Annotated in this window: 20 protein-coding genes and 1 tRNA gene; 6 read left to right on the top strand and 15 right to left on the bottom strand. The window is 47.6% G+C overall.

All coding sequences use genetic code 11. The features are described 5' to 3' along the window. Positions 1-239: 239 nt before the first annotated feature. The 10 genes from Q0438_RS02400 to murA all read right to left on the bottom strand — a co-directional run bounded on the left by Q0438_RS02400 (position 240) and on the right by murA (position 8,733). Positions 240-794, bottom strand: a complete 555-nt coding sequence (locus tag Q0438_RS02400) for a hypothetical protein (RefSeq protein WP_299186945.1) — start codon at positions 792-794, stop codon at positions 240-242. A 351-nt stretch (positions 795-1,145) separates the two neighbouring features. Then, positions 1,146-1,628, bottom strand: a complete 483-nt coding sequence (locus Q0438_RS02395; protein ID WP_299186942.1) for a hypothetical protein — start codon at positions 1,626-1,628, stop codon at positions 1,146-1,148. Positions 1,629-1,830: 202 nt separating this feature from the next. After that, the gene (locus tag Q0438_RS02390) at positions 1,831-2,427 is read right to left on the bottom strand and encodes a hypothetical protein (RefSeq protein ID WP_299186939.1); all 597 of its coding nucleotides are present in this window, start codon (positions 2,425-2,427) and stop codon (positions 1,831-1,833) included. Between the two features lie 314 nt (positions 2,428-2,741). Then, complete coding sequence (gene tmk, locus Q0438_RS02385; RefSeq protein ID WP_299186936.1) at positions 2,742-3,368, bottom strand: dTMP kinase; 627 nt, start codon at positions 3,366-3,368, stop codon at positions 2,742-2,744. 505 nt (positions 3,369-3,873) lie between these two features. Then, on the bottom strand, positions 3,874-4,977 hold the full coding sequence (locus tag Q0438_RS02380; protein ID WP_299186934.1) for a hypothetical protein: 1,104 nt from the start codon (positions 4,975-4,977) through the stop codon (positions 3,874-3,876). A gap of 66 nt (positions 4,978-5,043) precedes the next feature. Beyond that, positions 5,044-5,520, bottom strand: coding sequence for a pantetheine-phosphate adenylyltransferase (gene coaD / locus Q0438_RS02375; protein ID WP_299186933.1), 477 nt, complete (start codon positions 5,518-5,520; stop codon positions 5,044-5,046). Next, positions 5,517-6,074 (bottom strand): UbiX family flavin prenyltransferase, encoded by a 558-nt coding sequence (locus Q0438_RS02370; RefSeq protein ID WP_299186931.1) that lies wholly within the window; start codon positions 6,072-6,074, stop codon positions 5,517-5,519. Before Q0438_RS02370 ends, coaD begins: the two co-directional genes overlap by 4 nt. A 76-nt stretch (positions 6,075-6,150) precedes the next feature. Next, a tRNA-Gly gene (locus tag Q0438_RS02365) sits at positions 6,151-6,225 on the bottom strand. Between the two features lie 61 nt (positions 6,226-6,286). Continuing rightward, a complete protein-coding gene (locus Q0438_RS02360) occupies positions 6,287-7,468 on the bottom strand; it encodes a molybdopterin molybdotransferase MoeA (protein ID WP_299186928.1) in 1,182 nt (393 codons plus the stop codon). After that, positions 7,465-8,733, bottom strand: a complete 1,269-nt coding sequence (gene murA / locus Q0438_RS02355; protein WP_299186925.1) for a UDP-N-acetylglucosamine 1-carboxyvinyltransferase — start codon at positions 8,731-8,733, stop codon at positions 7,465-7,467. Before murA ends, Q0438_RS02360 begins: the two co-directional genes overlap by 4 nt. A 109-nt stretch (positions 8,734-8,842) precedes the next feature. On the opposite strand from murA, the gene Q0438_RS02350 reads away from it, so the two are divergent. The 4 genes from Q0438_RS02350 to Q0438_RS02335 all read left to right on the top strand — a co-directional run bounded on the left by Q0438_RS02350 (position 8,843) and on the right by Q0438_RS02335 (position 12,502). After that, a complete protein-coding gene (locus tag Q0438_RS02350; protein ID WP_299186922.1) occupies positions 8,843-9,478 on the top strand; it encodes an NlpC/P60 family protein in 636 nt (211 codons plus the stop codon). Positions 9,479-10,041: 563 nt separating this feature from the next. After that, entirely contained in the window at positions 10,042-10,599 is a 558-nt protein-coding gene (locus Q0438_RS02345; RefSeq protein ID WP_299186919.1) for a rhomboid family intramembrane serine protease, read from the top strand. 44 nt (positions 10,600-10,643) lie between these two features. After that, positions 10,644-11,363, top strand: coding sequence for a histidine phosphatase family protein (locus Q0438_RS02340; protein WP_299186916.1), 720 nt, complete (start codon positions 10,644-10,646; stop codon positions 11,361-11,363). A 494-nt stretch (positions 11,364-11,857) separates the two neighbouring features. Further along, positions 11,858-12,502 carry a ferritin family protein gene (locus Q0438_RS02335; RefSeq protein ID WP_299186913.1) on the top strand — a complete coding sequence of 215 codons (645 nt, stop codon included), beginning with the start codon at positions 11,858-11,860 and terminating at the stop codon, positions 12,500-12,502. Positions 12,503-13,562: 1,060 nt separating this feature from the next. On the opposite strand, the gene Q0438_RS02330 is transcribed toward Q0438_RS02335, so the two are convergent. Together Q0438_RS02330 and Q0438_RS02325 are read right to left on the bottom strand one after the other, a co-directional pair. Beyond that, complete coding sequence (locus tag Q0438_RS02330; protein ID WP_299186910.1) at positions 13,563-14,624, bottom strand: tyrosine-type recombinase/integrase; 1,062 nt, start codon at positions 14,622-14,624, stop codon at positions 13,563-13,565. After that, the gene (locus Q0438_RS02325; protein ID WP_299186906.1) at positions 14,621-17,209 is read right to left on the bottom strand and encodes an AsmA-like C-terminal domain-containing protein; all 2,589 of its coding nucleotides are present in this window, start codon (positions 17,207-17,209) and stop codon (positions 14,621-14,623) included. The genes Q0438_RS02330 and Q0438_RS02325 overlap by 4 nt, the downstream gene beginning before the upstream one ends. Before the next feature lie 129 nt (positions 17,210-17,338). Between Q0438_RS02325 and mltG the strand changes: the two genes are divergently transcribed. Together mltG and Q0438_RS02315 are read left to right on the top strand one after the other, a co-directional pair. After that, positions 17,339-18,289: an endolytic transglycosylase MltG gene (mltG, locus tag Q0438_RS02320; protein ID WP_299186903.1), complete on the top strand. Its 951-nt coding sequence runs from the start codon at positions 17,339-17,341 to the stop codon at positions 18,287-18,289. A gap of 109 nt (positions 18,290-18,398) precedes the next feature. Further along, entirely contained in the window at positions 18,399-19,280 is an 882-nt protein-coding gene (locus Q0438_RS02315) for a hypothetical protein (RefSeq protein WP_299186900.1), read from the top strand. Positions 19,281-19,398: 118 nt separating this feature from the next. Here Q0438_RS02315 and Q0438_RS02310 read toward each other — a convergent pair whose 3' ends face one another. The 3 genes from Q0438_RS02310 to Q0438_RS02300 form a co-directional block, all read right to left on the bottom strand. Further along, positions 19,399-19,905 carry a hypothetical protein gene (locus Q0438_RS02310; RefSeq protein ID WP_299186897.1) on the bottom strand — a complete coding sequence of 169 codons (507 nt, stop codon included), beginning with the start codon at positions 19,903-19,905 and terminating at the stop codon, positions 19,399-19,401. Between the two features lie 2 nt (positions 19,906-19,907). Continuing rightward, on the bottom strand, positions 19,908-20,417 hold the full coding sequence (locus tag Q0438_RS02305) for a hypothetical protein (protein WP_299186894.1): 510 nt from the start codon (positions 20,415-20,417) through the stop codon (positions 19,908-19,910). Between the two features lie 232 nt (positions 20,418-20,649). Next, on the bottom strand, positions 20,650-21,147 hold the full coding sequence (locus Q0438_RS02300) for a hypothetical protein (protein WP_299186891.1): 498 nt from the start codon (positions 21,145-21,147) through the stop codon (positions 20,650-20,652). Positions 21,148-21,179: the final 32 nt, after the last annotated feature.

Raw genomic sequence — 21,179 nt, 5'->3', positions numbered from 1 at the left:
ATACCGCGAAGTGCCTTGATCATCGATAAAATCCTTTGTGAAATTTTAAAATTTTCAAATTTTTGCGGCGATTATAGTTAAATTTTCCTAAATTTTAAGCCCTGCCGCTCGCGGTTTCGTATCGGTTCTATTTATTTACATCGCGCGCCGCAGAATAAAATACGCTTCAAGATAAATTTAAATTTGGCGAAGTACGGCCAAAAAGGCAAGCCCAAAAGGTCGCTATTAAATTTGGTTGACTATGCAAGCTCAAGTGAAAGTATCTCCGTCATCTCGCCCGCTTCATCCTCGCAGCTTACGGCGATATAATCAAAGCCGTTTGCTTTAACCTCATCCCACGAGGCGGCCCCGCCGTTTATCAGCAGAACCCTGCCTTGCTCATCCGTTTCGTATTCGTCCATTTCGTCGTCGTAGAGGGTGCTGTAGCCGAATTTTAAGCGGATCTTGCACGGCGGTAGGTTAAATTTCACAAGCTCGCGGCGGGCTACTTTTTCTGCGTCAAGCTCGTCGCAAAACATCGCGTTGTAGCCGTGCGCAGCGCCGTCAAAAAGTAAAATTTCCTCGCCCGTTTTCACACATTTGGCTACGAGCTTGCACGGTACGAGCTCGCCCTTGTCGTCGTAAAAATCGGCGATGTAATCGTTCGGCAAAGTTTCACCGCGAAAAAGCTCGCCGAAATAATAAATTTCAAAGTATTCGCCGCCTGCGTGGGATCTGATTTGGGCATTTAGATAATCATCCTGAGTTACGTTAAATACGTGATTTGCTAGATAGGTAGGCACCCTCTTGTCCATCTTTGCTCCTTTGACGTAAATTTTAAAATTTCGCGAAATTATAACATATCTCGCGTCCGAGGGCGTCTGCTCGCGCAATCAAAAGGCGGGCCGTTTGCAAGCCTGTTATCGCCGCGCACCGCTAAGTTTAATGTATCCCGCACTGCGCAGCGGTTGGATTTTAAAATTTAATTTGCGATGCGTCGCGCCGGTTCGCGGCATGCTATGTAAATTTAAAGCGCCACCGAAATTTATGCACCAAGCAAAAATTTAACGCATTGCGTAAAATTTTAAATTTTACCGCGGTGCAGATCACGCGCCGTTTCGGATTAGGCGTCTATTTTAAACAGGCTAAGCTTCGCGGTAAAATTTCTACTTCGCCGCCTTGAAGCTCAAGAATTCCTCGTAGCGGCGATCGATGATCTCTTTGATCTCGGCGTAATTTTGCGGCGAATTTTCTATGTAAAAATAGGCGTTGTCGAAGTTTTTATCGCCGAATTTGCGCGCCACGAAGTCGCAATAGTCCTGCAAATACCAGCCGTGCGTTTTGGCAAATTTCGTGCGGTCCGTGGTGTAGTAGGCTTTCGCAAAGGCCTTGCCTGCGGTGTTTAGCTCGTCGCTGCTCAGCACGCCGTCCATCGCGCCAAAAAAATACCGGCGGTAATCAAAGCTATCGTCCATCCGCGATATATCGTCCGCGAAATCCGCCGCAAAGTCCTTGGAATAGAGCTTGCGCTCCATGCACCAGCGGAAGAAAAACGCGATGTGCGTCGCGCCGTTTTCCTGCGGGATGTCGGTCGGCGCATTTGCCGCGCCCCAGTGCCATTTTGCCTTGTCGTATGTCACGTAAGCCATTCGCTCTCCTTTGTTTTAATCGGCGAAATTTATTAAATTTAGCGCTAGATTTTTGCTTTGCCGTTAAAATTTTTGCCGTCGTGGTTTAAATTTAGCTCCGGCTTCGGCGCAGTCTTGCGGCGAAATTTTATTAAATTTCCGCGAAATTTTAGATTAAATACGAGAGGGGCGCCTTTAAAATTCCGCGCCGAATTTCTCGCGGCTAAAAGGCCCTAAGCACCGCCGTAACCTGCGCGCTTTTGCGCGGCGAGAAGTAGTGTACGAAGTTAGTGCAGGAGTCGCCAGGCACGCATATTTCGGTGCTTAGTTTATGCCTTATGTGGATGGAGTCGATACCAGGGATTTTTACCGATGCGCTTGCGATGCCGCTGTATTCGCCAACCTCTATCGGCGCCTCTAGTTCATCCCTTTCAAATACTACGCGCCCGCTCTTCTCCTGCTCGAGCTTGGTATTTTTCAGCACGATCTTCGGCGTATTTTCGCGATTTATATGGTTAAATTTTATATTTAGCTCATACGGAGCGCCCGTGGAGTTATCATCGGGGAAATCTGGCATTGGATCCCCCTCTCGATGTACCCATCTTGCACCACCGGTCGTAGAGTCCAAGCTTACTCCGATTGTAAAGTTTTGCAGCTCCACACTGGCGCCGCTAAAAGTATAAAGTCGCATCCAGCTCTCGTAATTGCGACTAAAAACTTGATATGCGATCATAAAGGTGCCGAAAAGCGAGCTTATGACTACCCAAAACAGAAATATAAATTTAAAAACCTTGCGTAAAACAAACCTTAACGTCTTCATCATTATCCTTTCAATCTAAAGCTTAAGCGGAATTCCACCCGCAAATCCGCGGATTAAAATTCCGTGCAAGATTTCGCTTATGAAATCCCGCGCCCTTTCGGTCTATGGCAGAATTTTAAGACAGAATTCTATGGCGAAATTTTGCCGCGAAATTATAAAACAAATTCCGCCCATGAAATTTTACCTAGAATTTCTCCTGTAAAATTCCATAACGAAATTCGAAGATGAAATTTTATGAGCGGAATTCCATAGCTAAAATTTCACGGCAGAGCTCAGAAATCAATTCTCGCGGCAGAATTCCGCGTCTTAAAATTTTAAGAAAGTATGAAATTTTTTATCTGATCGCAGATCGCTTCTTCGGACTGTGCGGCGTCGATTTGCAGGGTCTCAACGCCGCACGCCGTGCATGCCTGCGCCATCAGCTCCTGCACGCGCATTAGATATTTTAGCCCGCGAGCTTCGATTATATCGCTGCTAGCGCGCGTTTTAAGCCGTTTCTTGACGAGCTGTTCGTCCGCCGAAAACAGCACGATTTTATCTGCAAATTTGCCCCCAAGTGCAAATTTATTAAGCGCGATAAGCTCGCTAAGATCCGCGTTTTCGTCGTTTGCCAGCGCATAGGCAAGCCCCGAGATGAAGCCGCGATCGCTTAGCACGAGCCTGTCCGCGCCGCCCTTTATCACGCGCTCGTAGTGCTCGGCGCGGTCTGCGAGGAACAAAAGCAGCTCGGCGCGCTTTGAAATTTCGCCGCAGACCTCGCGCAGATTTACGCTGCCGCGCCGCCACTTAAAATCCTCGCCCAAAACGAGGCTTCGCACCGCCTCGCCGAGCTTCGTGCCGCCGGGCTCCTTAGTCACGATCGCTTGCGGAAAAGCCGCCGCCAGCCGCGCTATCTGCGTGCTTTTGCCCACGCCGTCGATACCTTCGAATATTACATACATTTTTCGCCTTTAAATTTGTGCACTATTTTACAAATTTATATCTAAATAGCGGCTTTTTTAAGCAGCTGAGCGTAAAATTTCGCCTCCAAATCGGCTTTTGCGCGAGCTTGTGCGAACCACTTTTGATCTTTCGGCGTAAAATTTTATCGGACGCTTTGCTCGGTTTTTGATTTTTGCGGCGCAGCTCGCGGTTAAATTTGGCGCTCGGACGGATGCGTCGCATAACACAGCGAGGAGTAAATTTGCGCTTAAGGAGCGCGTACCGAGCGGAGCGGGGCGCCGGTCGATAAAGACAGCGCGCCGTGCGGATAGAATGGCACGTCGGGCGAGGTGGGGCGCCATTATACATAGCAGGATATGTGCTTGCGAAGCGGATGGTGCTAGACGGAATGGGCGGCACTTCGGGCGGAGCAGGGGCAGCAGCGTCGTGCAGAGTGGAGCGCATTGCCTAGCGGCACAGGCGGGCAAACGCTGTGTGCGATGATAAAATCGCGACGATGAAATTTTAAATTTTGCCCTTATACGCGCTTACAAGCTCTGGATTTATCGCTTTGAAATTTTTCCGCAGATCGCTAAGATCATAATCGCTCGCTACGAGCGCAAAATCTTCGCTCACGTCGAGCCTGAGCTCGCCGATATCCGCCTTGAGCTGTTTTGCGCACTCCAAAATAAGCTTTTTGGCTTGTGGATATCTGCCGTTTAGCCGCGTTTCTTGATTGAAAAGATCAAAAAGATTTGCCGTCTCGTCGTCCTCGTCTATCTCAGCCTGAAACTCGTAATCGGCGACGTTCCAAACGATCCAGTTATCGTCGTCGCCCTGCGCAAGCCACTGTGCGCGCTGTTCTTGCGAGCCAAATCCGATCTGAGGCGGCAGCGAGCCCGTGTCGTCGTAGGCTAAATTTATGCAGTAGAGCTTGCAACCGGGCGCGTGCTTTTTGATCGTCTCTTTAACCGCTGGCAGCAGCCTTTGAGCGGCGAGCTCATAGAGCTTTTTGTAGCTCATTTTTTTATCCGGTTTTCTGTAGTGCACGTAGCCGCCCTCGACTATTAAGCTTAGCTCGCCTATAGCGTCAAATTCGTAGTTTATGACGCGGTCGAATTTACCTCCGTATGGATCCGTGCCGCGCCACTGCTTTTGCGCGAGCTTGCCGCCTTCGTAAGCGAAATTTTCTATCCAGTAGCCTTTGCTCGCAAAAGCCGAGTAGATGGACTTTAGCACGCCATCCTCATAGACAAATCTTTTTACGTTTACGCATTTTTTATCGTAATAATCAAATCGGTAGCTTAAAATTTCATCCCGCTGCCAAAAATAAAACTCTTCGTAGAAATATTTTTCGCTCACATACTGCCTCTCAAAAACGGCGCGATCTTGCGCGTCAAAGCCGTATTCGTAGGCGTTTGCGATCTTTTTGGGCGCTTCTTTTAAAACCCTGCCTTTTGAGAAGTGGTTGAACTCAAAATAAAACGGCTCAAAATTTAAATACTGATTTGATGCCCAGCGCCTGCTTACGGCCTGTGCTTCGGCTCTCTTTTTTAGGGCTTCGTAGTCATTTTTCGCGCTTTTAAAAAGCTCTCGCAGCTTTTCTATCTCATCCATTGCTTCGTTCATTTTATCTCCCGTGCAGCTTGTAAATTTTAAATTTAGCCGCACCTACGGGCTAAATTTAGCCGCGAGCTATCTTTTTAAAATTTCTAAAATTTCGCTCGGAACGAGCCTGCTAACGTCGCCGTCGTGGCTAAGAACAGAGCGCACGATCGAGCTTGAGATGAAGGCGTTTTTGAGGCTCGGCATCAGATAAACGGTCTCGAGCTCATCCCAAAGCGCGGCGTTTGCGTAGCCGATCTGCAGCTCGTACTCAAAGTCGCTAACCGCGCGAAGCCCGCGGATCACGACGTTTATGCCGTGGCTTTTGGCAAAATCGACGAGCAAGTTATCAAAGCCCATAACCTCGATGTTTTTCAGCTTTGCCGTAGAAATTTTTACCATTTCGATGCGCTTTTGCAGGCTGTAATATGGCTGTTTGCTCTCGCTCGCGGCGACTGCGACGATGACCTTATCAAAAATTTTAATTGCGCGCTCGATGACGTCCAGATGTCCGTTCGTGACGGGATCGAAGGTGCCGGGATAGATGCAGAATTTGTGATTTTTCATTGTTGCCACCTCTTAAACAGCTCGTTTTGCACGCCTAGCGCGTCGCACCACTTGCCGATTATGAAATTTTTTAAATTTTGCACGCCGCAGTAGCCTGCGATCACGGGCGGAGCGATGATGACGCCGAGCGCGGCTAGCTCGCTCATCTGGCGCAGGCTGATCGTAGAAAGCGGCATCTCGCGCACGCCCAAAACCAGCCGTTTATGCTCTTTCAGCGCGACTGCGGCGGCGCGAGTGCTTAAACTGTCGCAAAGCCCGCCGTAAATTTTAGCCAAAGAGCCAATAGAGCAGGGCGCAAAGATCACTGCGTCAATGCCGAATGAGCCCGAAGCGGGCGGCGCGCCCAAATCGGTATCGAGATGAAATTTTATATTTTGAAATTCCGCGGATTTTAAGACCTCGTCCGCGTCTATGCCGCTTTCGGCGCGCAGGACGCGGCGCGCACCCTGCGTAAGCACGGCGTGGATTTCATGCGGCGAGCTAGCGAGAAATTTAAGCAGATCAAGCCCGATCTCGCAGAAACTGGCGCCGCTTACGCAAACTAAAATTTTCATTTCAAGGCTTTCATATCGAAATTTTGCGGTTTAAAAGCGAGCGGAACGGAAAGAATTTTAAAATTTGAAGTTGAAATGGAGCGGGAAACGAGAGTCGAACTCGCGACATCAACCATGGCAAGGTTGCGCTCTACCACTGAGCTATTCCCGCATGCGGTAAAGATGAAGCGCGATTTTAACCTATAAATTTTCATTTGTCAATAATTTCTCGCTTAAATTTCATAAATTTTTATAATTTCTCCCTTTTCCGCCGTTTCGCCCGAAGCGGACGATACGAAATAATGGGTGCAAAGCGAGAGCGGTTTTATCATTCCCGATTGCGTCTGCACGGGCGTAAATCCGCCGTCTTTGTAGATGCCTAGAGTTATATCGATGCGGGAAGGTCTGGATTTGATCCTGCCCTTTGCCGTAGCGAGTATCGGCTCGGGATTTAGGCATTCGCCGCCTTCGCCTGAAATTTTTCGCAAAATCGGCAAAAACAGCACGCGGGTCTGAATAAATGCCGCCAAAGGATTGCCAGCCATCGCAAAGACGAATTTACCGTCCTTTTCATAGCATTTCGTAGGTCTGCCGGGCTTTACGTTGATATGATCAAAAACTCTCGCAAAGCCCAGATCCTCGAGCGCTTTTTGCATAAAATCAGCCTCTCCGGCGCTAGCTCCGCCGCTTGAGATTACGACGTCAAATTTCTCGCAAGCCGATCTCAGCGCCTCTACCACGGCGGATTTTTCGTCGCGGATTATGCCTAAATATTCGCTTGCAAAGCCCGCCTCGCTTAATAGCGCGCGAATTCCGCTTGAGTTGGCGTTGTAAATTTCGCGCTCGTCCGCGCTCTGCCAAGGCTCTTTAAGCTCGTCGCCCGTGGAAAACAGAGCGATTTTCGGCAGGGTAAAGACGCTTATTTCATAGATTCCCTGCGCGGCTAAAAGCATGATCTTTGCGGGGCTAAGCACCTCCGATGCGCGGAGTAAAATTTCGCCCGCGCGCACCTCCTCGCCTTTTTTGCGAAAGCCGTCGCCGATTTTGATATCTTGCGGCAGCCGTAGCTCGCCGTTTTTAGGCTCCACGTCCTCAAGCCTAACAATGCCGTCTGCGCCTGCTGGCATCGGTGCGCCGGTCATGATCTTTTGAGCCTGTAGCTCTGAAATTTCGTAAAAATTTTTATCGCCGGCAAAGATCGTAGGCTCTTTTATCTTTAAAATTTTATCCACGGCGGCGCTGTTGTAGGCATATCCGTCCAGCGCGGAGTTATCAAAGCCAGGCATATCTTTACGCGCCGTAATATCCTCGCTCAAAACCCGCCCCAAAGCATCCTCTAGCGTTAAAACTTCAGTGCCGCGAAGAGGCAGGACGCGTCCCAAAGCAAGCTCTATCGCATTTGAAATATCTATCATTCTTTTAGCCTTTCTATGCTCGCGCCGAGCGCGCTAAGCTTTTCCTCGAGCTTTTCGTAGCCGCGATCTAGGTGGTAAATTCTATGTATTTTGCTCTCGCCGCGCGCCGCAAGGGCGGCTAAAACGAGCGCCGAACTGGCGCGCAGATCGGTAGCCATCACGTCCGCGCCGTTTAGCTTGCTGCCGCTGATCGTCGCGATGTGTCCGTTTAGGCGGATATCTGCGCCCATTCGTGAAAGTTCGCTTACGTGCATAAAGCGGTTTTCAAAAAGCCTCTCGTCGATGGTGCTGACGCCCGAGGAGATGCACGCAAGCGCCATAAACTGCGCCTGCATATCGGTAGGAAAGCCCGGATATTCGCTCGTGATGATCTCAACTGGTTTGATCTTTGAAGCGGGCAAGATCGTTATCTCGTCGCCGCCGCTTGAAATTTCAAATTTAAAACCCATATCTTCAAATTTTGCAAGCACGGCGCCAAGATGAGCCGCGCAAGCGTGCGTGATCGTGATGCGGGAACCGGTGATCGCGCCTGCGCACAGATAGGTACCCGCTTCGATGCGATCGGGGATGATTGAAATTTCGCCTAAATCTAAAAGCTTGCCGCCGCTTCCTTTGATGAGGATCTCGTTTGTGCCGATGCCCTCTATGTCGATGCCTGCGCCTTTTAATGCGTTGCAAACGGCGATTACTTCGGGCTCTTTTGCCGCGTTTATGATATGCGTGGTGCCGCTTGCTAAAGCTGCCGCCATTACGATGTTTTCGGTGCCGGTGACGGTAATTTTGTCAAAATTTATAGTCGCGCCCTTAAGCCCTTTTTTTGCGGTACAAACGACGTAACCCTGCTCGATCTTAACCTCCGCGCCCATCTTTTCAAGCGCGCTAAGGTGTAGATCGATCGGTCTTGCACCGATCGCACAGCCCCCTGGAAGGCTTACCTCGCAGTGTCTAAATCGCGCCAAAAGCGGCCCCAGCACCAAGATCGAAGCGCGCATTTTGCGCACTATATCGTAGATCGCCTTGGTCGAGTTTATCTCGCGCGGATCGATTTTGGCGGTGTTGGCGTCAATAAACTCGCACTTTGCGCCTAAATTTGAAAGTAGCTGAATTAGCGTGTGGATATCGGAAACTGCGGGTAAATTTTTAATTACGACTTCGTTTTTTGAAAGGATAGATAGAGCTATGAGCGGCAGTGCGGCGTTTTTTGCGCCGCTTATTTTGACGCTGCCGCTTAGTTTTTTGCCTCCGTTAATTCGTAGATAATGCATGATTTCTCCGTGTAAAATTTAAATAATTATACAGAATTTAGCTTTAAAGTTACCATTTTGTTACCGCCAGGCGCTAAAATTGCGCTATTAATTTTAATTAAGGATATAAATGAAAGGAATAATTATCTGCGCTTTGGGTGCGTTTTTGCTGGTCGGTTGCTCCTCAAAAACCCCGTCCGCGGGCAGTCAGCAGGAGTATGTCTTAAACGATCGCGAAGAGGGGATAACCTCCATACCAGGAAGCCAGTTCAACCGCCCGCTAATCGCGTCGGTGGACGGTTATACCGGCACTCGCGCGGGAGGAGATTGCAGCGGGTTTATCACCGTGCTAAACAGCAAGCACGACGAGCTGTTTTTTAACTCGAAGGATCTGCCGAAATACTTCACTAACGGACGCAAATCCCAGGCGATCTATAATTATTACAGCCGCAAAAATTTATTGAGCAATACGCCGCGGGTAGGGGATCTGGTGTTTTTTCAAAACACTTTGCGCTCCAATAAAGGCAAGATTAGCAACGAGATCAGCCACATCGGCATCGTGCGCGAGATATATCCCGACGGACGCGTGAAATTCGTCCACAATACCCGCGGTAGAAATCAAGCGGATTTTGTAAATTTAAATAAAAAGAACGTCCACATTGCGGGGCGAAAGATGGAAAATAGCTATATCGTCCGCTGCGGCAGAGACCGCATAAGCTGTCTGGCGTCGAATCGCTTCGCAGGATACGGGCGGGTGAACGATTAAAATTTCTGAAATTTCTTAGGGGTAATTTTAAAATTTTAGCGTGGAATTTGATACGGGGAATTGCGTGTAGGGTTTGCGCTCAGGCTTAGTATCCACGCGCGCGAAACACTGCGAAATACATAATTCTAATTGTTAAATTTAAGGCTGGATAGAATTTTAAAATTTCAAAGCTAATTTAAGCCCGCCGGAATTTTCAATTTAAATTAAAGCCTAAATTTAAAAATTTAAATCCGCGAGAAACCCGCAAGATTTGCGTCAAATTTCAAAGCTTGTCCGAATGCGAAGCGCTTAAACGAGTAAGCGCGATACGCGATAAAATAAATGCGTAGCTTTCATATTTAATTTAAAATTTACGCTTAAAATTTCAGCGCGTTTTTTTACGTAACACAAAGTCGGTTCTGCGTTGGAGAGAGCATACGTGCACGCGTCGCGCCTTTTTAAATTTCATCGCAGATAGCGCCATTTTAAATCAACTTCAATCTTGCTATAAAGCACGGCCGCGAAATTTCATCGTAAATTTAACCGAAATTTCGCTACTATGCGCGGAAAATTTAAGGAATTTTATGCAATCAGGCAAATTTACGCTCGCTCTCATCGTGCTAAACGTCCTATTCTTCGCGCTCTCATTCGCGCTGGAGGAGCTTTGGGGCTTTAGATCCTACATGGTTTTCGGGCTCAATCCATACTTTTTCGAGGGCATGCCGTGGCAGCTTCTAAGCTCCTTTTTTATGCACGGCGGCATCGCGCATCTGGCGATGAATATGGCGGTTTTGTATCAGTTCGGTGGGATTTTGGAGCGGGCGTTCGGCGGGGTGAAATTTGCGCTGCTTTACATCGCAGGCGGCCTGCTTACCGGCGCGCTTTGCCTCATTTACGTTTGGTACGCGCTAAGTAGAGGCGAGCTCGTAAATATAGTGGGCGCAAGCGGCGCAATATGCGTGCTTTTGGGTATCATCGCGTGCTTTGACAGGCGAGGCGCGGGCGGGATCTTCGTCGCGATACTGCTGATGAGCTTCCTGCCGATGCTAATGGGCGTAAACGTGGCGTGGTACGCGCACATAGCGGGCTTTGCGGTCGGTTACGGCTTCGGACTGATCCAGAAAAGATTTAGAATTTTGTAGAATTTAGCGCGAAATTTTATGTAAAATTTTATGAAAGGGCGCAGATGAAAAGGATATATTTTATTAGGCATGCCGAAGCGCAAAGCGGCGGCAGAAGCGATTTTGAGCGAGAGCTAAGCCCTAAAGGCGAAAAGGATGCGATGAGACTGGGCGAGCTTTTACGCAGCGAGAATTTATTGCCGCGCCTCATCGTCGCAAGCTCCGCAGTTCGCGCACTTACGACGGCGCGAATCATCGCAGCCGCGTTGGGCGCGTCGCGAGCTTTAAGAGTTTCGCGCGAGCTTTATGATATAAATTTGTGGGATTTGGCGGAGTTTGTTCGCGGCTTGGACGATGCGGGCGGATTAAATTTAAACTTGGACGATCCCGCTGCCGATAAATTTATAGCGGGCGATGACTTCTCAAATAAAAACGGCTGTGGCGAAAATAACCATGGCAGAAAAGGTCGCTTAAAAGGCTTCCGCGCGGGTGATGGCGCAGTGAGCGGTGCCGAAAAATCGCATAAGAAAGATATTTTTTCGAGCGAAGGCGCACCAAAAGATGCGCCCGGTGCAGATATTTTGAGAGCGAGCCGAAACGGCGCGGACGAGCCTATCTTTATCGTCGGGCATAATCCCGCAATAGGCGGAATTTGCGAGCTTTTGGGCGAGCGAGCGATAGGAAAATTCCCGCCGTGTGCGATTTGCGGGCTGGAATTTGAAGCGAAAAATTTTATCGATATAGCCGAACATAGCGGTAGAATCGTGATGTTTGATTGCCCGTAGAACGTTTGCTAAAGCACGCTAAATTAGCGATCTGAGCTAAATTTATTTTAGAATTATCAACGCTCATCTTTAAATTTAAAGAAATTTAAAGCCCAAGCTCCAAGAGATTAAATTTGTCCAAATTTTATCCGAATGCCGTAACCTATCGGATGGCTGCGTGTATTTGCCATGAAATTTTGATCATCTTTGATTTGAGAGAAAATTTAAGCCAAAATTCAAAAACTGCCACCTATATCGCTATGTATTTTTAAGCTCGGCCTTATGTATATTGGCTCATTGCTTGAAAATATCCTAAAAGATGAATTAAATTTTGCCGGCGATTAGTCAAAACCGAAAAGTAGCCGAAAAGTAGCTGAATTTTAGGTTTTTTCGCCGAAAATTTTACTTTATAATTCTCAAAATATAAACTTTTATGAAAAGAATAAAATTTATTAAGTAAAATTTAATAGTAGCTGTGGTATCATTCCGCAAAATCTTTGATAGGGGAGTTGAAAATGAGACAGTACGAAACTTACAGATGCGACAAGTGCGGCGCGGAGGTCGAAGTTCAAAAAGTTGGCGGCGGTACGCTTAGCTGCTGCGGCGAGCCGATGAAATGTATCACCGAGGATCTGACGCAGGTAAATTTGATGAAAGCGTTCGCAGGCGAATCTCAAGCGCGCAACAAATACGATCTTTACGGCGATTTGGCTAAAGAGGCGGGCTTTCACGCCATCGCGCGACATTTTTACGAGGCTGCCGAAAACGAAAAATGGCACGCCAGAGCCGAGCTAAAGGCACATCACGCGGCTGCAGGTATTCCGCTTGATAAGATGGATAAAAATCTGCTCGATGCCGCCGTCGGCGAGCGCTACGAGCACGAGAGCATGTATCCGAGCTTCGCTGAAATCGCGACCGAAGAGGGCAAAAAAGAGGTAGCGCGCCTTTTTAACGCTATCGGCAAGGTCGAGGAGGAGCACGAGCGCGAATACAACGAGCTTCAAAAGATCCTGCTAGAAGAGGGTTTTTTCGAGAGCTTCGACGAGGAAGTTTGGGTGTGCGAGGTCTGCGGCCACGTTCATCGCGGCAAGAAAGCTCCCGGCGCCTGTCCGCTCTGCAAGGCTCCGCGCGAGTATTTCAAAAAACAAAGGCTCGTTTAAGCCTAAAAATTTGGCTTTGCGGGCGCAGTAAACAAGTGCCTGCAAAGCCTCTAAATTTAGGGCTTTACGTTCGGTAGAATTAAAAGTTGCGGCGATTTAAATTTAACGCCGCTCATATCACGGTGCGATTTTGTGTTGCGCTGCGCTTTAAAATTTAAGCAAAGCGCGCGATCTTAAGCGGTCGTAAATTTACGCATGATCGTTGCATGGCTAAGTTTGTGCAGATTGGCTTGCGCGGAATTTAAATGCGGTCTAAATTTAAATTTACGACAGACTCGGTGCAACGCAGGCTTTGTTAAAATTTGATGGATAGTTTGGCTTCTTGAAGTCTGATAAATTTGGCGCGAGATTTCGTCTTTTGCTCCTTTTCCCGCGTAGGTCGCGGATTTGACGAAATCTCGGGCTAAATTTTTAGCCCACAACTCCTTTTCTTATCCCCTAAGAAATGAAATTTCGCCCTTTTTGGGCGAAATTTCTTCGTTTTAATCCAACAGTTCGGCTAAATTTAAAAGTTTGCATAGCGCAGAAAGCGTACGTTGCCGATAAGTTTACGCTTTAAAATTTCAAGATAAATTTCAGATACGGCTTGCGCGGTCTTGCCTCCGCAAAACTCGCTGCCCTTAAAATTTCAAAGCTAAATTTTAAAAGGCGAAATTTTAAGGTGATACAGATTTTTAAGCGCCGATAGCTCCGCGCTGTGTTTAAATTTTAAAAAGATAAAATTTTAGAATTAGAAAACTCAAAACCGCAAAGTAAAATTTTAAATTTAGACCTTGCGCGCGCATCGAAACCGCTAAAAGTGGCATCCGTATATCTCTTGTGTGTCTGATTTTACACGTGCCGAACTTTTCCTCGCTAGGTTTTGTGCACATCAAGCCCATCAAATTCCGCGCTTACCATGCTCGCCTGCAATCAAACCTATTAAATTTCGCGCCGCCGAGTTTTACGCGCATAAAATATATCAAACTTCTCGCATCAAACATATCAAATCTGCCAAATTTCGCGAGCGTAAAAGAACTCATGCTTAACCAAGCCTCGCTCCGCCGCAAATTTTAAAATTTCACTCTTCGAATTCCTCCGCAACTTTCGCCGCAAGGCGCAGCTTGTCGCTGTCGAAGTGGGTGTAGATGCGCGAAGTATTGAGGCTCGCGTGGCCGAGGGCTTCTTGGACGAGCACGAGGTCCTTTTGCTTTTTGTAAAGCATCGTCGCGAAGGTGTGGCGCAGCATGTGAGCGCCGTTTTTTTCCTTGCGGATGCCCGCGCTCATTAAAATTTTCTCCACGATGCCGCTGACGTAGGCCTGAGTAAGCGGCGCGCCGTTTTTGGTGACGAAAAGATAGCCCTCTTTGTTTGCAAAATTCGTCTCCAGAGCGTTTAGATGCTCCTCGATTAGGTGGCGTTTGATCATCACGATGCGGTATTTATTGCCCTTGCCGCGGATTCGGATGATGAAAAGATCGCCCTCTGGCGCGATATCTTTGCGCTTTAAATTTATCGCCTCGCCCACGCGGATGCCGGTGTAGACGATGATTTTTACGATTAGGCGGTTGCGATGAGCAAAGGAGGGAAACTCGCTTAGATTTATCGCGTCCAAAAACCGCTTCAACTCCTCCTCGCTCATAAACTCAGGAAGCTTCGTGCCGCGGCTGCCGCTAATACCGCCCCAGTGCTTAAGCTCGATGCCGTAGTTGTGCGAGGTGCCGTCCTGCTCGTTTTGGCGGTCGATGAAGCCGAAAAAATTTATCAGCGCGATTCGGTAATTTTTTTTGCTCGCATCGCTCAGCCCGCCCGTAATGGAAGCTAAAATTTCGCTCAAAAGCTCTTCGTCGATATTTTTCATGCTCTCAAGACCGTACTGCATGATAGCTTCGTAAAATTTTTTAAGCGGGTTAAAATAGGTATTGATGCCTGTAAGGCCTGCATTTCGTGCGTCTTTTGCGAGTCGCTCGAGTTCATTGATATTTGCTACCTCGTGATTTAGCGCCAGGCTCGCGCGGCGAAACAACGCGTCGTTTTTCAGCTCCTTATTCGATAGCGCGCTTAGCTTGTAGCGTACGAATTTTACGAGCCAAAACAGCAGCGATTTTTCAAAGCTATCCTTATAATCGAGCGGGAATTTCATTTGCTCTCCTCGCTGTCGCCGAAGATCACAAAAGGCAGCATCAGCGTGTTTTTGATGAGATTATACGGCGTTTTTAGCACGTCGGTCGCAACGGCGGTCGAGTAGGTGGGCTTTTTCGTCGTGCCGCGAATCTCGATGATCGTGGAGATCGTGTTGTTTTCGCCCAAGATGATATGATTTAGAAGCGGAATTTTTGAGATTATCGAGCTTGCGTCTTTGAGGTATTTAAGCTCCAGATCGATATTCAGCGCGCCGCTTTTTATATCAACTTCGCCGTTGCCCGCGATATCTGCGCTACTGCCGGTAAAATTCATCGCGTTTATGTAAATTTTATCGCCGCTGCGGCGAAAGTAAATTTTACCCTTCTGCACGCTAAAGCCGCGATCGTTGAAATCGGGCGTCTTAAACGTAAGCAGCGATGGCGCCGAGTTTATAAAGCTAAGCAGCCTTTGATAGATGATGTAGTCCTTCAGATAGGTGTTTTGCACGTTGATCTCGCCGCGGTAGTTTCGCGGATCGATGCCGCTTGCTTTCAGCGTAAATACCCCTCCGTCGAAGCTCTGCGAGCCCAGGAATTGATTAAGCGCCTCGCCGCTGATGTTTTGCGCAAAAATTTGAAGCAAGCTCTTTTTAAAGATCAACTTCACGTCGCCGCGTTTAAAGCTTGCGTTCAGGTTCATATTTTTGCCGTCCAGTACGCCGTTAAAGTGTGTAAATTTCAGCGTCTTATTAAGATCGGATAGCACGATAGAAGAATTTTGCCCGCTGAAATTTATCGGCGAGCGCTCCTTCGTGCCGCTATTAAACTCGCTGGTTTGCACGCTCGTATTGATCGCGACGTCCACGTCTTTTAGAGCGACGAAGTTACCGCCTTTGTTTATTTTAAGAGAAATTTTACCGCTTCCGCTAGAGCCTTCCAGATCGCCGCCGCGCACCCGAAGCGCGAAAGAGTCGTTTTTATAATGGCTTCCGTCCTTGTTCAGCAGACCGAAATCAAAGATGAGATTGCTGCTGCTGATATCTAAGTTTGTAAAATCGCTGGTTAAAATTTTAAGATCTCCGCCGCTAATGCCCGCGTTTTTAAGCGTCTTAGAAAATGGCAAAATTCCGCTAATATCGGGCGAGCTAATCTCGATCCGCTCGCCGAAGCTCATCTTCGCGCCTAAAAATTGCGAGCTCAGCACCGGCGCTTTGCCGCTAAAATCAAGGCTCATATTATCTCGCGCGTCGCCAAATTTTAAAATTTCTTTGCCGTTCGGGGAGAGATTGAAGCTATGAATAACGCTGTTAAATTTAGCTTTGCGCGTGGCGATATCGATACTGCCGCTTGCCGTGGCGTTAAAAATTTCATTTTGTAGATTCGCGTCTTTGATGTCGATTTTTTTCTCGGTGATGTGCACCCGCGCGGCTTTGGAGTGAAATTTCGCTTTAGAGATCATCAGATCGGCGTCTTTTAGCGTCACGTTCGCATCGACCTTGGCGCTTTCCTTTTCGACGTCCACGTCTATCAGCACGCGCGCATCGATCCCGCCGCCTAGCGGATATACGGGCTCGTCTATGCCGTAGCTTTGCAAAATATCTACAAGGTCCTTGCCCAAGCTCTCTTTAGTCCGCAGATCCAGATATACGATCGGCCTCTCTTCAAATAGCCCGCCGATACGCACGCCGCTTCCCTCCAGGCTTTTGCCTTTAAATTTAGGCTCATTCAGCGTGAAGCTTAGAAAATCGTTTTTAAGCGTGATGTTGGCGTCTTTTACCGTTACGGCTTCGATTTGCGGTTGAAATTTTATCGTAAGATCCTGCGCGTAGGCCGTGGCGCTAACATTTTCTGCGATCTGGCGCGGGTCTTTCAGATCGATTTTGGCGTGCAGATTTTCGATATAGTAGTTTTGCGCGACCGCCTTGCCGTAGATCCACTCGTTCGCAAGAGGATTTAGTCCCGTAAGCGCACCCAGCTCATTCATAAAATTTTTCAGACTCAAGGCCGAGGCGCGGTTTATCTCGATATTTAGCTCCGAGCCGATATTGTGCACGTCAAGCTCGCCCGCGATCTCGTGCGAAGCGAAGATGCCGTTAAAATCATACGTATCGGCTCTGAAATTTGCTCGCGCCGTGCCGTGCAGAGTGAGATTAAAATCATTTAGTTCAAGTTCGATCGGATCGAAGTTCAGCCCGTTTGCGCTCGGCGTGATCTTCGAGTTTAGCCTAAAAAACCGCGTGTCGGCGTAAAAAACGTCGCTTTTGTATTTTAGCTTTAGACTTTCGCCTTTGATCTTTAAATTTTGCACGTCGATCTCTTCAAAAAAGGAGTTGATGAGCGAGATTTTTTTGCTAAATTCCAAAATTTTCTCGCTTTGCGTACGCAGATCGGTGGAATTTTGCTCTAAATTTTGTGTATTATTTTGCGTAATTTCAAGATTTTTGATACGCAGCACGAGACCTTTATTTAGCTTGAGATAAAACCCCTCAAGCTTTGCAAAGCCCACGTCCAGCTGCGAAATCGTTATACCGTGCTTTAGGCCTACCGCACAGATTATAAAAAGTATGGTTATGCACAAAAAAAATCTAGCCAAAGTTCTAAACATCATCGCCCCATCAAAAAACTCCGCCCAAAACCAAATCGAGCGTGCCGAAAAACTGCGCTTATAATATGAAATTTATTCAAAATTTTGGCTTATTTGCCTATAATTTCAGCTAAATTTTGAAAGGAACGCATGAAATTCTTTATAAAGCTCATCAAAGCGGCGTGCATTTGTATCGAGCTTGCGGCTATTTTACTTTTGGCCGTGGGCTTTGATCTACACGAACGCGTCGGCAACGCGAAAACCGTGCAGATAGGCCAGGGCAGCTCAACGAAAATTTTATCCGAACTCTCAAAGAGCTATCCTAAATTTAGCAAATTCGACGCGAGGCTGCTTTCTTTTTACGGCGGCGCAAAAACCGGCGAGCTGGAGCTTAGCGGCGAAAATTTGCCCAAATACCAATTTTTGTATGAGCTAAGCGTCGCAAAGCCCGTTATGAACGAAATTAAGCTGATCCCGGGCGAGACTACGATCGTCTTTTTAAAACAGCTTGCGAAAGATCGCGGGCTAAGCTTTAGCGAGCTTGAGCGCGAATACAACGCCACGGCGCCGTTTTACGAGGGCTTTTTGGTGCCTGAAACCTACAAAATTAGCAAAAACGAAAGCGAAAAAAATATCATCGACCACCTTGTTTCAAGCGCGCAAAAATTCCACGAAGGATTGTCGCGCGAGCTTAGCGGCGATTACAACGCCACGGCGTGGAAGCAGGTGCTGATCAAGGCTTCGGTCATTCAAAAAGAGGCCGCAAACGCAGATGAGATGCCGCTCGTAGCCTCCGTCATCGACAACCGCTTAGCCAAAAATATGCGCCTTCAGATGGACGGCACGCTGAATTACGGCGAGTTTTCGCACGTCAAAATCACTCCGCAGCGCATCCGCACCGATACCAGCCACTACAACACCTACCTCAACGACGGACTTCCCAAAGAGCCGGTGTGCGTGGTCTCTCGCGATGCGATACGCGCCGTTTTCGCGCCCGCAAAGAGCGAGTATCTGTATTTTATGCGAAATAAAAAGACGGGGCTTCACGATTTTGCGCGCACGCAAGCCGAGCACGAGCGCAACGTAAAAGCGCAGAGGTAAAATTTAAGTCCGTTTCGGCATTAAATTTAAAAAACGAGGTTTCGTCTTTAAATTTTAAAATTTAACCCCCGCAGTTATAAAAATGCGGGCCGATATTTGGGAGATAACAATGAAAATAGCGATATTCGGCGCCGGAAACATCGGCGCGGCAGTAGCGAACGATCTTATCGTAAGCGATTCTTTAAGCGAAAAGGTAGATAGTATCGCGCTTGTGGATGCTGTAGAGCGGATCGCGAGCGGCAAGGCTTTAGATCTAGCCCATGCGGCGGCGGTTTATGAGCGCGACCTGCGCATAAGCGCTAGCACGGAGCCTAGCGATATAGCGGACGCAGGCATCGTCGTGATCACGGCGGGGCACGCAAGAAAGGCGGGGCAGAGTAGGGAGGAGCTGTTTGGCGTAAACGCCGTCATAGTCGCACAATGCGCGCGAGATGCCGCAAAATATGCGCCTAGCTCCATCATCATCGTCGTAACCAATCCGCTTGATATGATGGTCTATGCGGCGCTGCAGGCCAGCGGGTTTACAAAGGAGCGAGTCATCGGCATGGCGGGCGAGCTAGACGGCGCGCGGCTTAAATTTGAACTCGCGCGAGCGAGCGGCAAGGAAATTTCATCGATGAGAAGCGCGATCGTGGGCCCGCATAGCGAAGAGATGATCGCGCTTAAAAACGAGCTGGGATTTGAAATTTCGGATGAAATTTTCGAACGCGCGGTGCAAAATACCAAACGCGCCGGCGCGCAGATCGGCGAACTGCTGGGCACGTCGGCGTATTTGGCGCCTGCTGCGGGGATCGTAAAGATCATAAAATACATTCTTTTTGATACCTGCGGCACGCTCGCTTGCTGCGTCGCGGATAGATCGGGAGTGCCTTTGGGGCGCTTCGTAAGCGTCGGCAAAATGGGCGCGATAGAGAGGAATTTCGCCTACTCGGGCGAGTTTTACGCGCAGCTTGAACGGATGCGAGCAAGCGTGGAAAATTTAAAATTTTAAGCCTCGGCGGAGCCTTGAGGAATAAAATTTAAGACGGAGTTTTGAGCTTAACGGCTAGCGGATTGAGCTTTAACGCTGCCGCAATTTAAAATTTATTCCAAAATTTTATGTTTTTAAACTAATCTTGATCTAAAAGTTCTTTAGCTTTTTTTACCGGATTGCATTCATTATCATTTAAACACGGCTCCAAACCATAGCTCATCTTACAAGCTAATTTTTTCTTCGAAGGCTCTATTGCGGCATCGCATACCTTTTTAAGATTTACAAATGCTCTTTTTATATTGCCCGTATAGTACAAATCGTGCATTCCTGCATTTAGGCAAAAATTTAATAATCCGGTATCGCAAGCTTTATTTAGCGCTTTTGTCGCGTCTTCCTCTCTGCGCAAATATATTAATAAAATTCCCAATGCACCGCAGCTCTCAAAATTTTTTTCGTCGCATTTTGCCGATAAAGTATCTTTTAATATCGAGCAAGCTTCATAATCACCTTTGTTCCAATCGCATTTATTCGCTAAATTTTTTAAGTTTGTATCGTTTATTGCGGCAGAGATATCAATGTCTATATCGTTTTTTGCCAGCAAAGGCATAGATAAAAGTAGTGCTAATGATAAAATTTTTCTCATAGTTATAGTCCTTTAATAGTATCTTTGGCTTTCATTAGCGGATCGCACTTTGCATCTTTAGAGCAGTCTTCAATCTCTTTCTTGATGCTGCAAGCAAGCCTTTTGTCCTCTGAAATTCCCTGTTTGCAAATTTTGTCAAAAACCTTAGCGGCTCTTTCAAGATTTCCCGTAAAAAGTATATCACTAATGGCAAGATGAGAGCAGTAAGACATAATGTTCGCTTCACATGCCTTAATCAAAGGAGCGGATGAGAATTCATATTGACCCAAATCCGTAAATATTATTCCGACAGTCCCGCAGCTTTCGTAATCTCCGTCGTCGCACTTTTTGGATAAAATTTCGACTAGCTTCGTGCATGCGCTATATTTTCCGTTGCCGCTATCGCAAGCAATCGCTAAATCTTTTTCCTCTTGCGTCTCTAAATGATCTACGCTTGCTTTTGCAGCAGCGGGGATCGCTGCAAACGCCATTATAAACGCGAGCACTGAAATTTTAAGATAGAATGTTTTCATCGCCGCTCCATGTTTTTAAGCGGCGATTATATATTAAAATATTTTAGCGGGCTCTTAAAATTTTGCAGAGTTAAAATTTCGATCGTCCGTTAAATTCGGCGGCGCCATTTTCAAAGATCGCGCCGCTTTGGGATTTAAAACATCGCTTCTAAATTTTTAAACGCCGCGATGAAATTTTAAACATCACGGTGAAATTTTAAAATTCCACCGCAAGCTTTGGGCGGCTTTAAATTTAACATCCCGAGTTCGGCTGCACCCGCGTTTCGTTGCCGATGTGGATCAGTTTGGCCTTGCCGCGCCTAAATCTACACGGCGGATCGGCTTGCACCGATGAGTACTCCTTGCCTTTAAATTTATAGATGATGTTGGAGCCTTGCACCGTTTTTTGGGAGTTTTCGATCGCATCTCCGGCGACCGCGCCCACTGCTGCGCCGCCTATGAGTCCTACGGTTTCGGCTAAGCGCTTGCTGCTGCTATGTTTGCCGAGCTTATGCCCGATGATAGCGCCCGTGGTTCCGCCAGCGACGCCGCCTAAAATTTTACCCGTATTGCCCTCGGAGCGCTCTACGTTGATTTTGGCGGGCAGGACGTCGATGATCTCGATCTGATCGCTCTGCCTCATTCGGTTTGTTTCGCCTGCATTATAAACGTCGCCGCCGTATCGATCCTGTGGAGTCGCGCAGCCGCAAAGTGCTACCATTGCGATCAAACATAATGTGAAATTTCGCATAATATCCTCCTTAAAATGGATTTCCGCTATTA

Source organism: uncultured Campylobacter sp., assembly GCF_938030785.1.
Classification (GTDB): Bacteria; Campylobacterota; Campylobacteria; order Campylobacterales; family Campylobacteraceae; genus Campylobacter_B.
The sequence above is the reverse complement of the archived record's forward strand: the minus strand, read 5'-3'. Positions and strand labels throughout refer to the sequence as shown.

Coding starts and splice junctions, on each gene's coding strand:
- Q0438_RS02400 (WP_299186945.1), bottom strand. CDS start 794: ATGGACAAGAGGGTGCCTACCTATCTAGCAAATCACGTATTTAACGTA.
- Q0438_RS02395 (WP_299186942.1), bottom strand. CDS start 1,628: ATGGCTTACGTGACATACGACAAGGCAAAATGGCACTGGGGCGCGGCA.
- Q0438_RS02390 (WP_299186939.1), bottom strand. CDS start 2,427: ATGAAGACGTTAAGGTTTGTTTTACGCAAGGTTTTTAAATTTATATTT.
- tmk (WP_299186936.1), bottom strand. CDS start 3,368: ATGTATGTAATATTCGAAGGTATCGACGGCGTGGGCAAAAGCACGCAG.
- Q0438_RS02380 (WP_299186934.1), bottom strand. CDS start 4,977: ATGAACGAAGCAATGGATGAGATAGAAAAGCTGCGAGAGCTTTTTAAA.
- coaD (WP_299186933.1), bottom strand. CDS start 5,520: ATGAAAAATCACAAATTCTGCATCTATCCCGGCACCTTCGATCCCGTC.
- Q0438_RS02370 (WP_299186931.1), bottom strand. CDS start 6,074: ATGAAAATTTTAGTTTGCGTAAGCGGCGCCAGTTTCTGCGAGATCGGG.
- Q0438_RS02360 (WP_299186928.1), bottom strand. CDS start 7,468: ATGATAGATATTTCAAATGCGATAGAGCTTGCTTTGGGACGCGTCCTG.
- murA (WP_299186925.1), bottom strand. CDS start 8,733: ATGCATTATCTACGAATTAACGGAGGCAAAAAACTAAGCGGCAGCGTC.
- Q0438_RS02350 (WP_299186922.1), top strand. CDS start 8,843: ATGAAAGGAATAATTATCTGCGCTTTGGGTGCGTTTTTGCTGGTCGGT.
- Q0438_RS02345 (WP_299186919.1), top strand. CDS start 10,042: ATGCAATCAGGCAAATTTACGCTCGCTCTCATCGTGCTAAACGTCCTA.
- Q0438_RS02340 (WP_299186916.1), top strand. CDS start 10,644: ATGAAAAGGATATATTTTATTAGGCATGCCGAAGCGCAAAGCGGCGGC.
- Q0438_RS02335 (WP_299186913.1), top strand. CDS start 11,858: ATGAGACAGTACGAAACTTACAGATGCGACAAGTGCGGCGCGGAGGTC.
- Q0438_RS02330 (WP_299186910.1), bottom strand. CDS start 14,624: ATGAAATTCCCGCTCGATTATAAGGATAGCTTTGAAAAATCGCTGCTG.
- Q0438_RS02325 (WP_299186906.1), bottom strand. CDS start 17,209: ATGTTTAGAACTTTGGCTAGATTTTTTTTGTGCATAACCATACTTTTT.
- mltG (WP_299186903.1), top strand. CDS start 17,339: ATGAAATTCTTTATAAAGCTCATCAAAGCGGCGTGCATTTGTATCGAG.
- Q0438_RS02315 (WP_299186900.1), top strand. CDS start 18,399: ATGAAAATAGCGATATTCGGCGCCGGAAACATCGGCGCGGCAGTAGCG.
- Q0438_RS02310 (WP_299186897.1), bottom strand. CDS start 19,905: ATGAGAAAAATTTTATCATTAGCACTACTTTTATCTATGCCTTTGCTG.
- Q0438_RS02305 (WP_299186894.1), bottom strand. CDS start 20,417: ATGAAAACATTCTATCTTAAAATTTCAGTGCTCGCGTTTATAATGGCG.
- Q0438_RS02300 (WP_299186891.1), bottom strand. CDS start 21,147: ATGCGAAATTTCACATTATGTTTGATCGCAATGGTAGCACTTTGCGGC.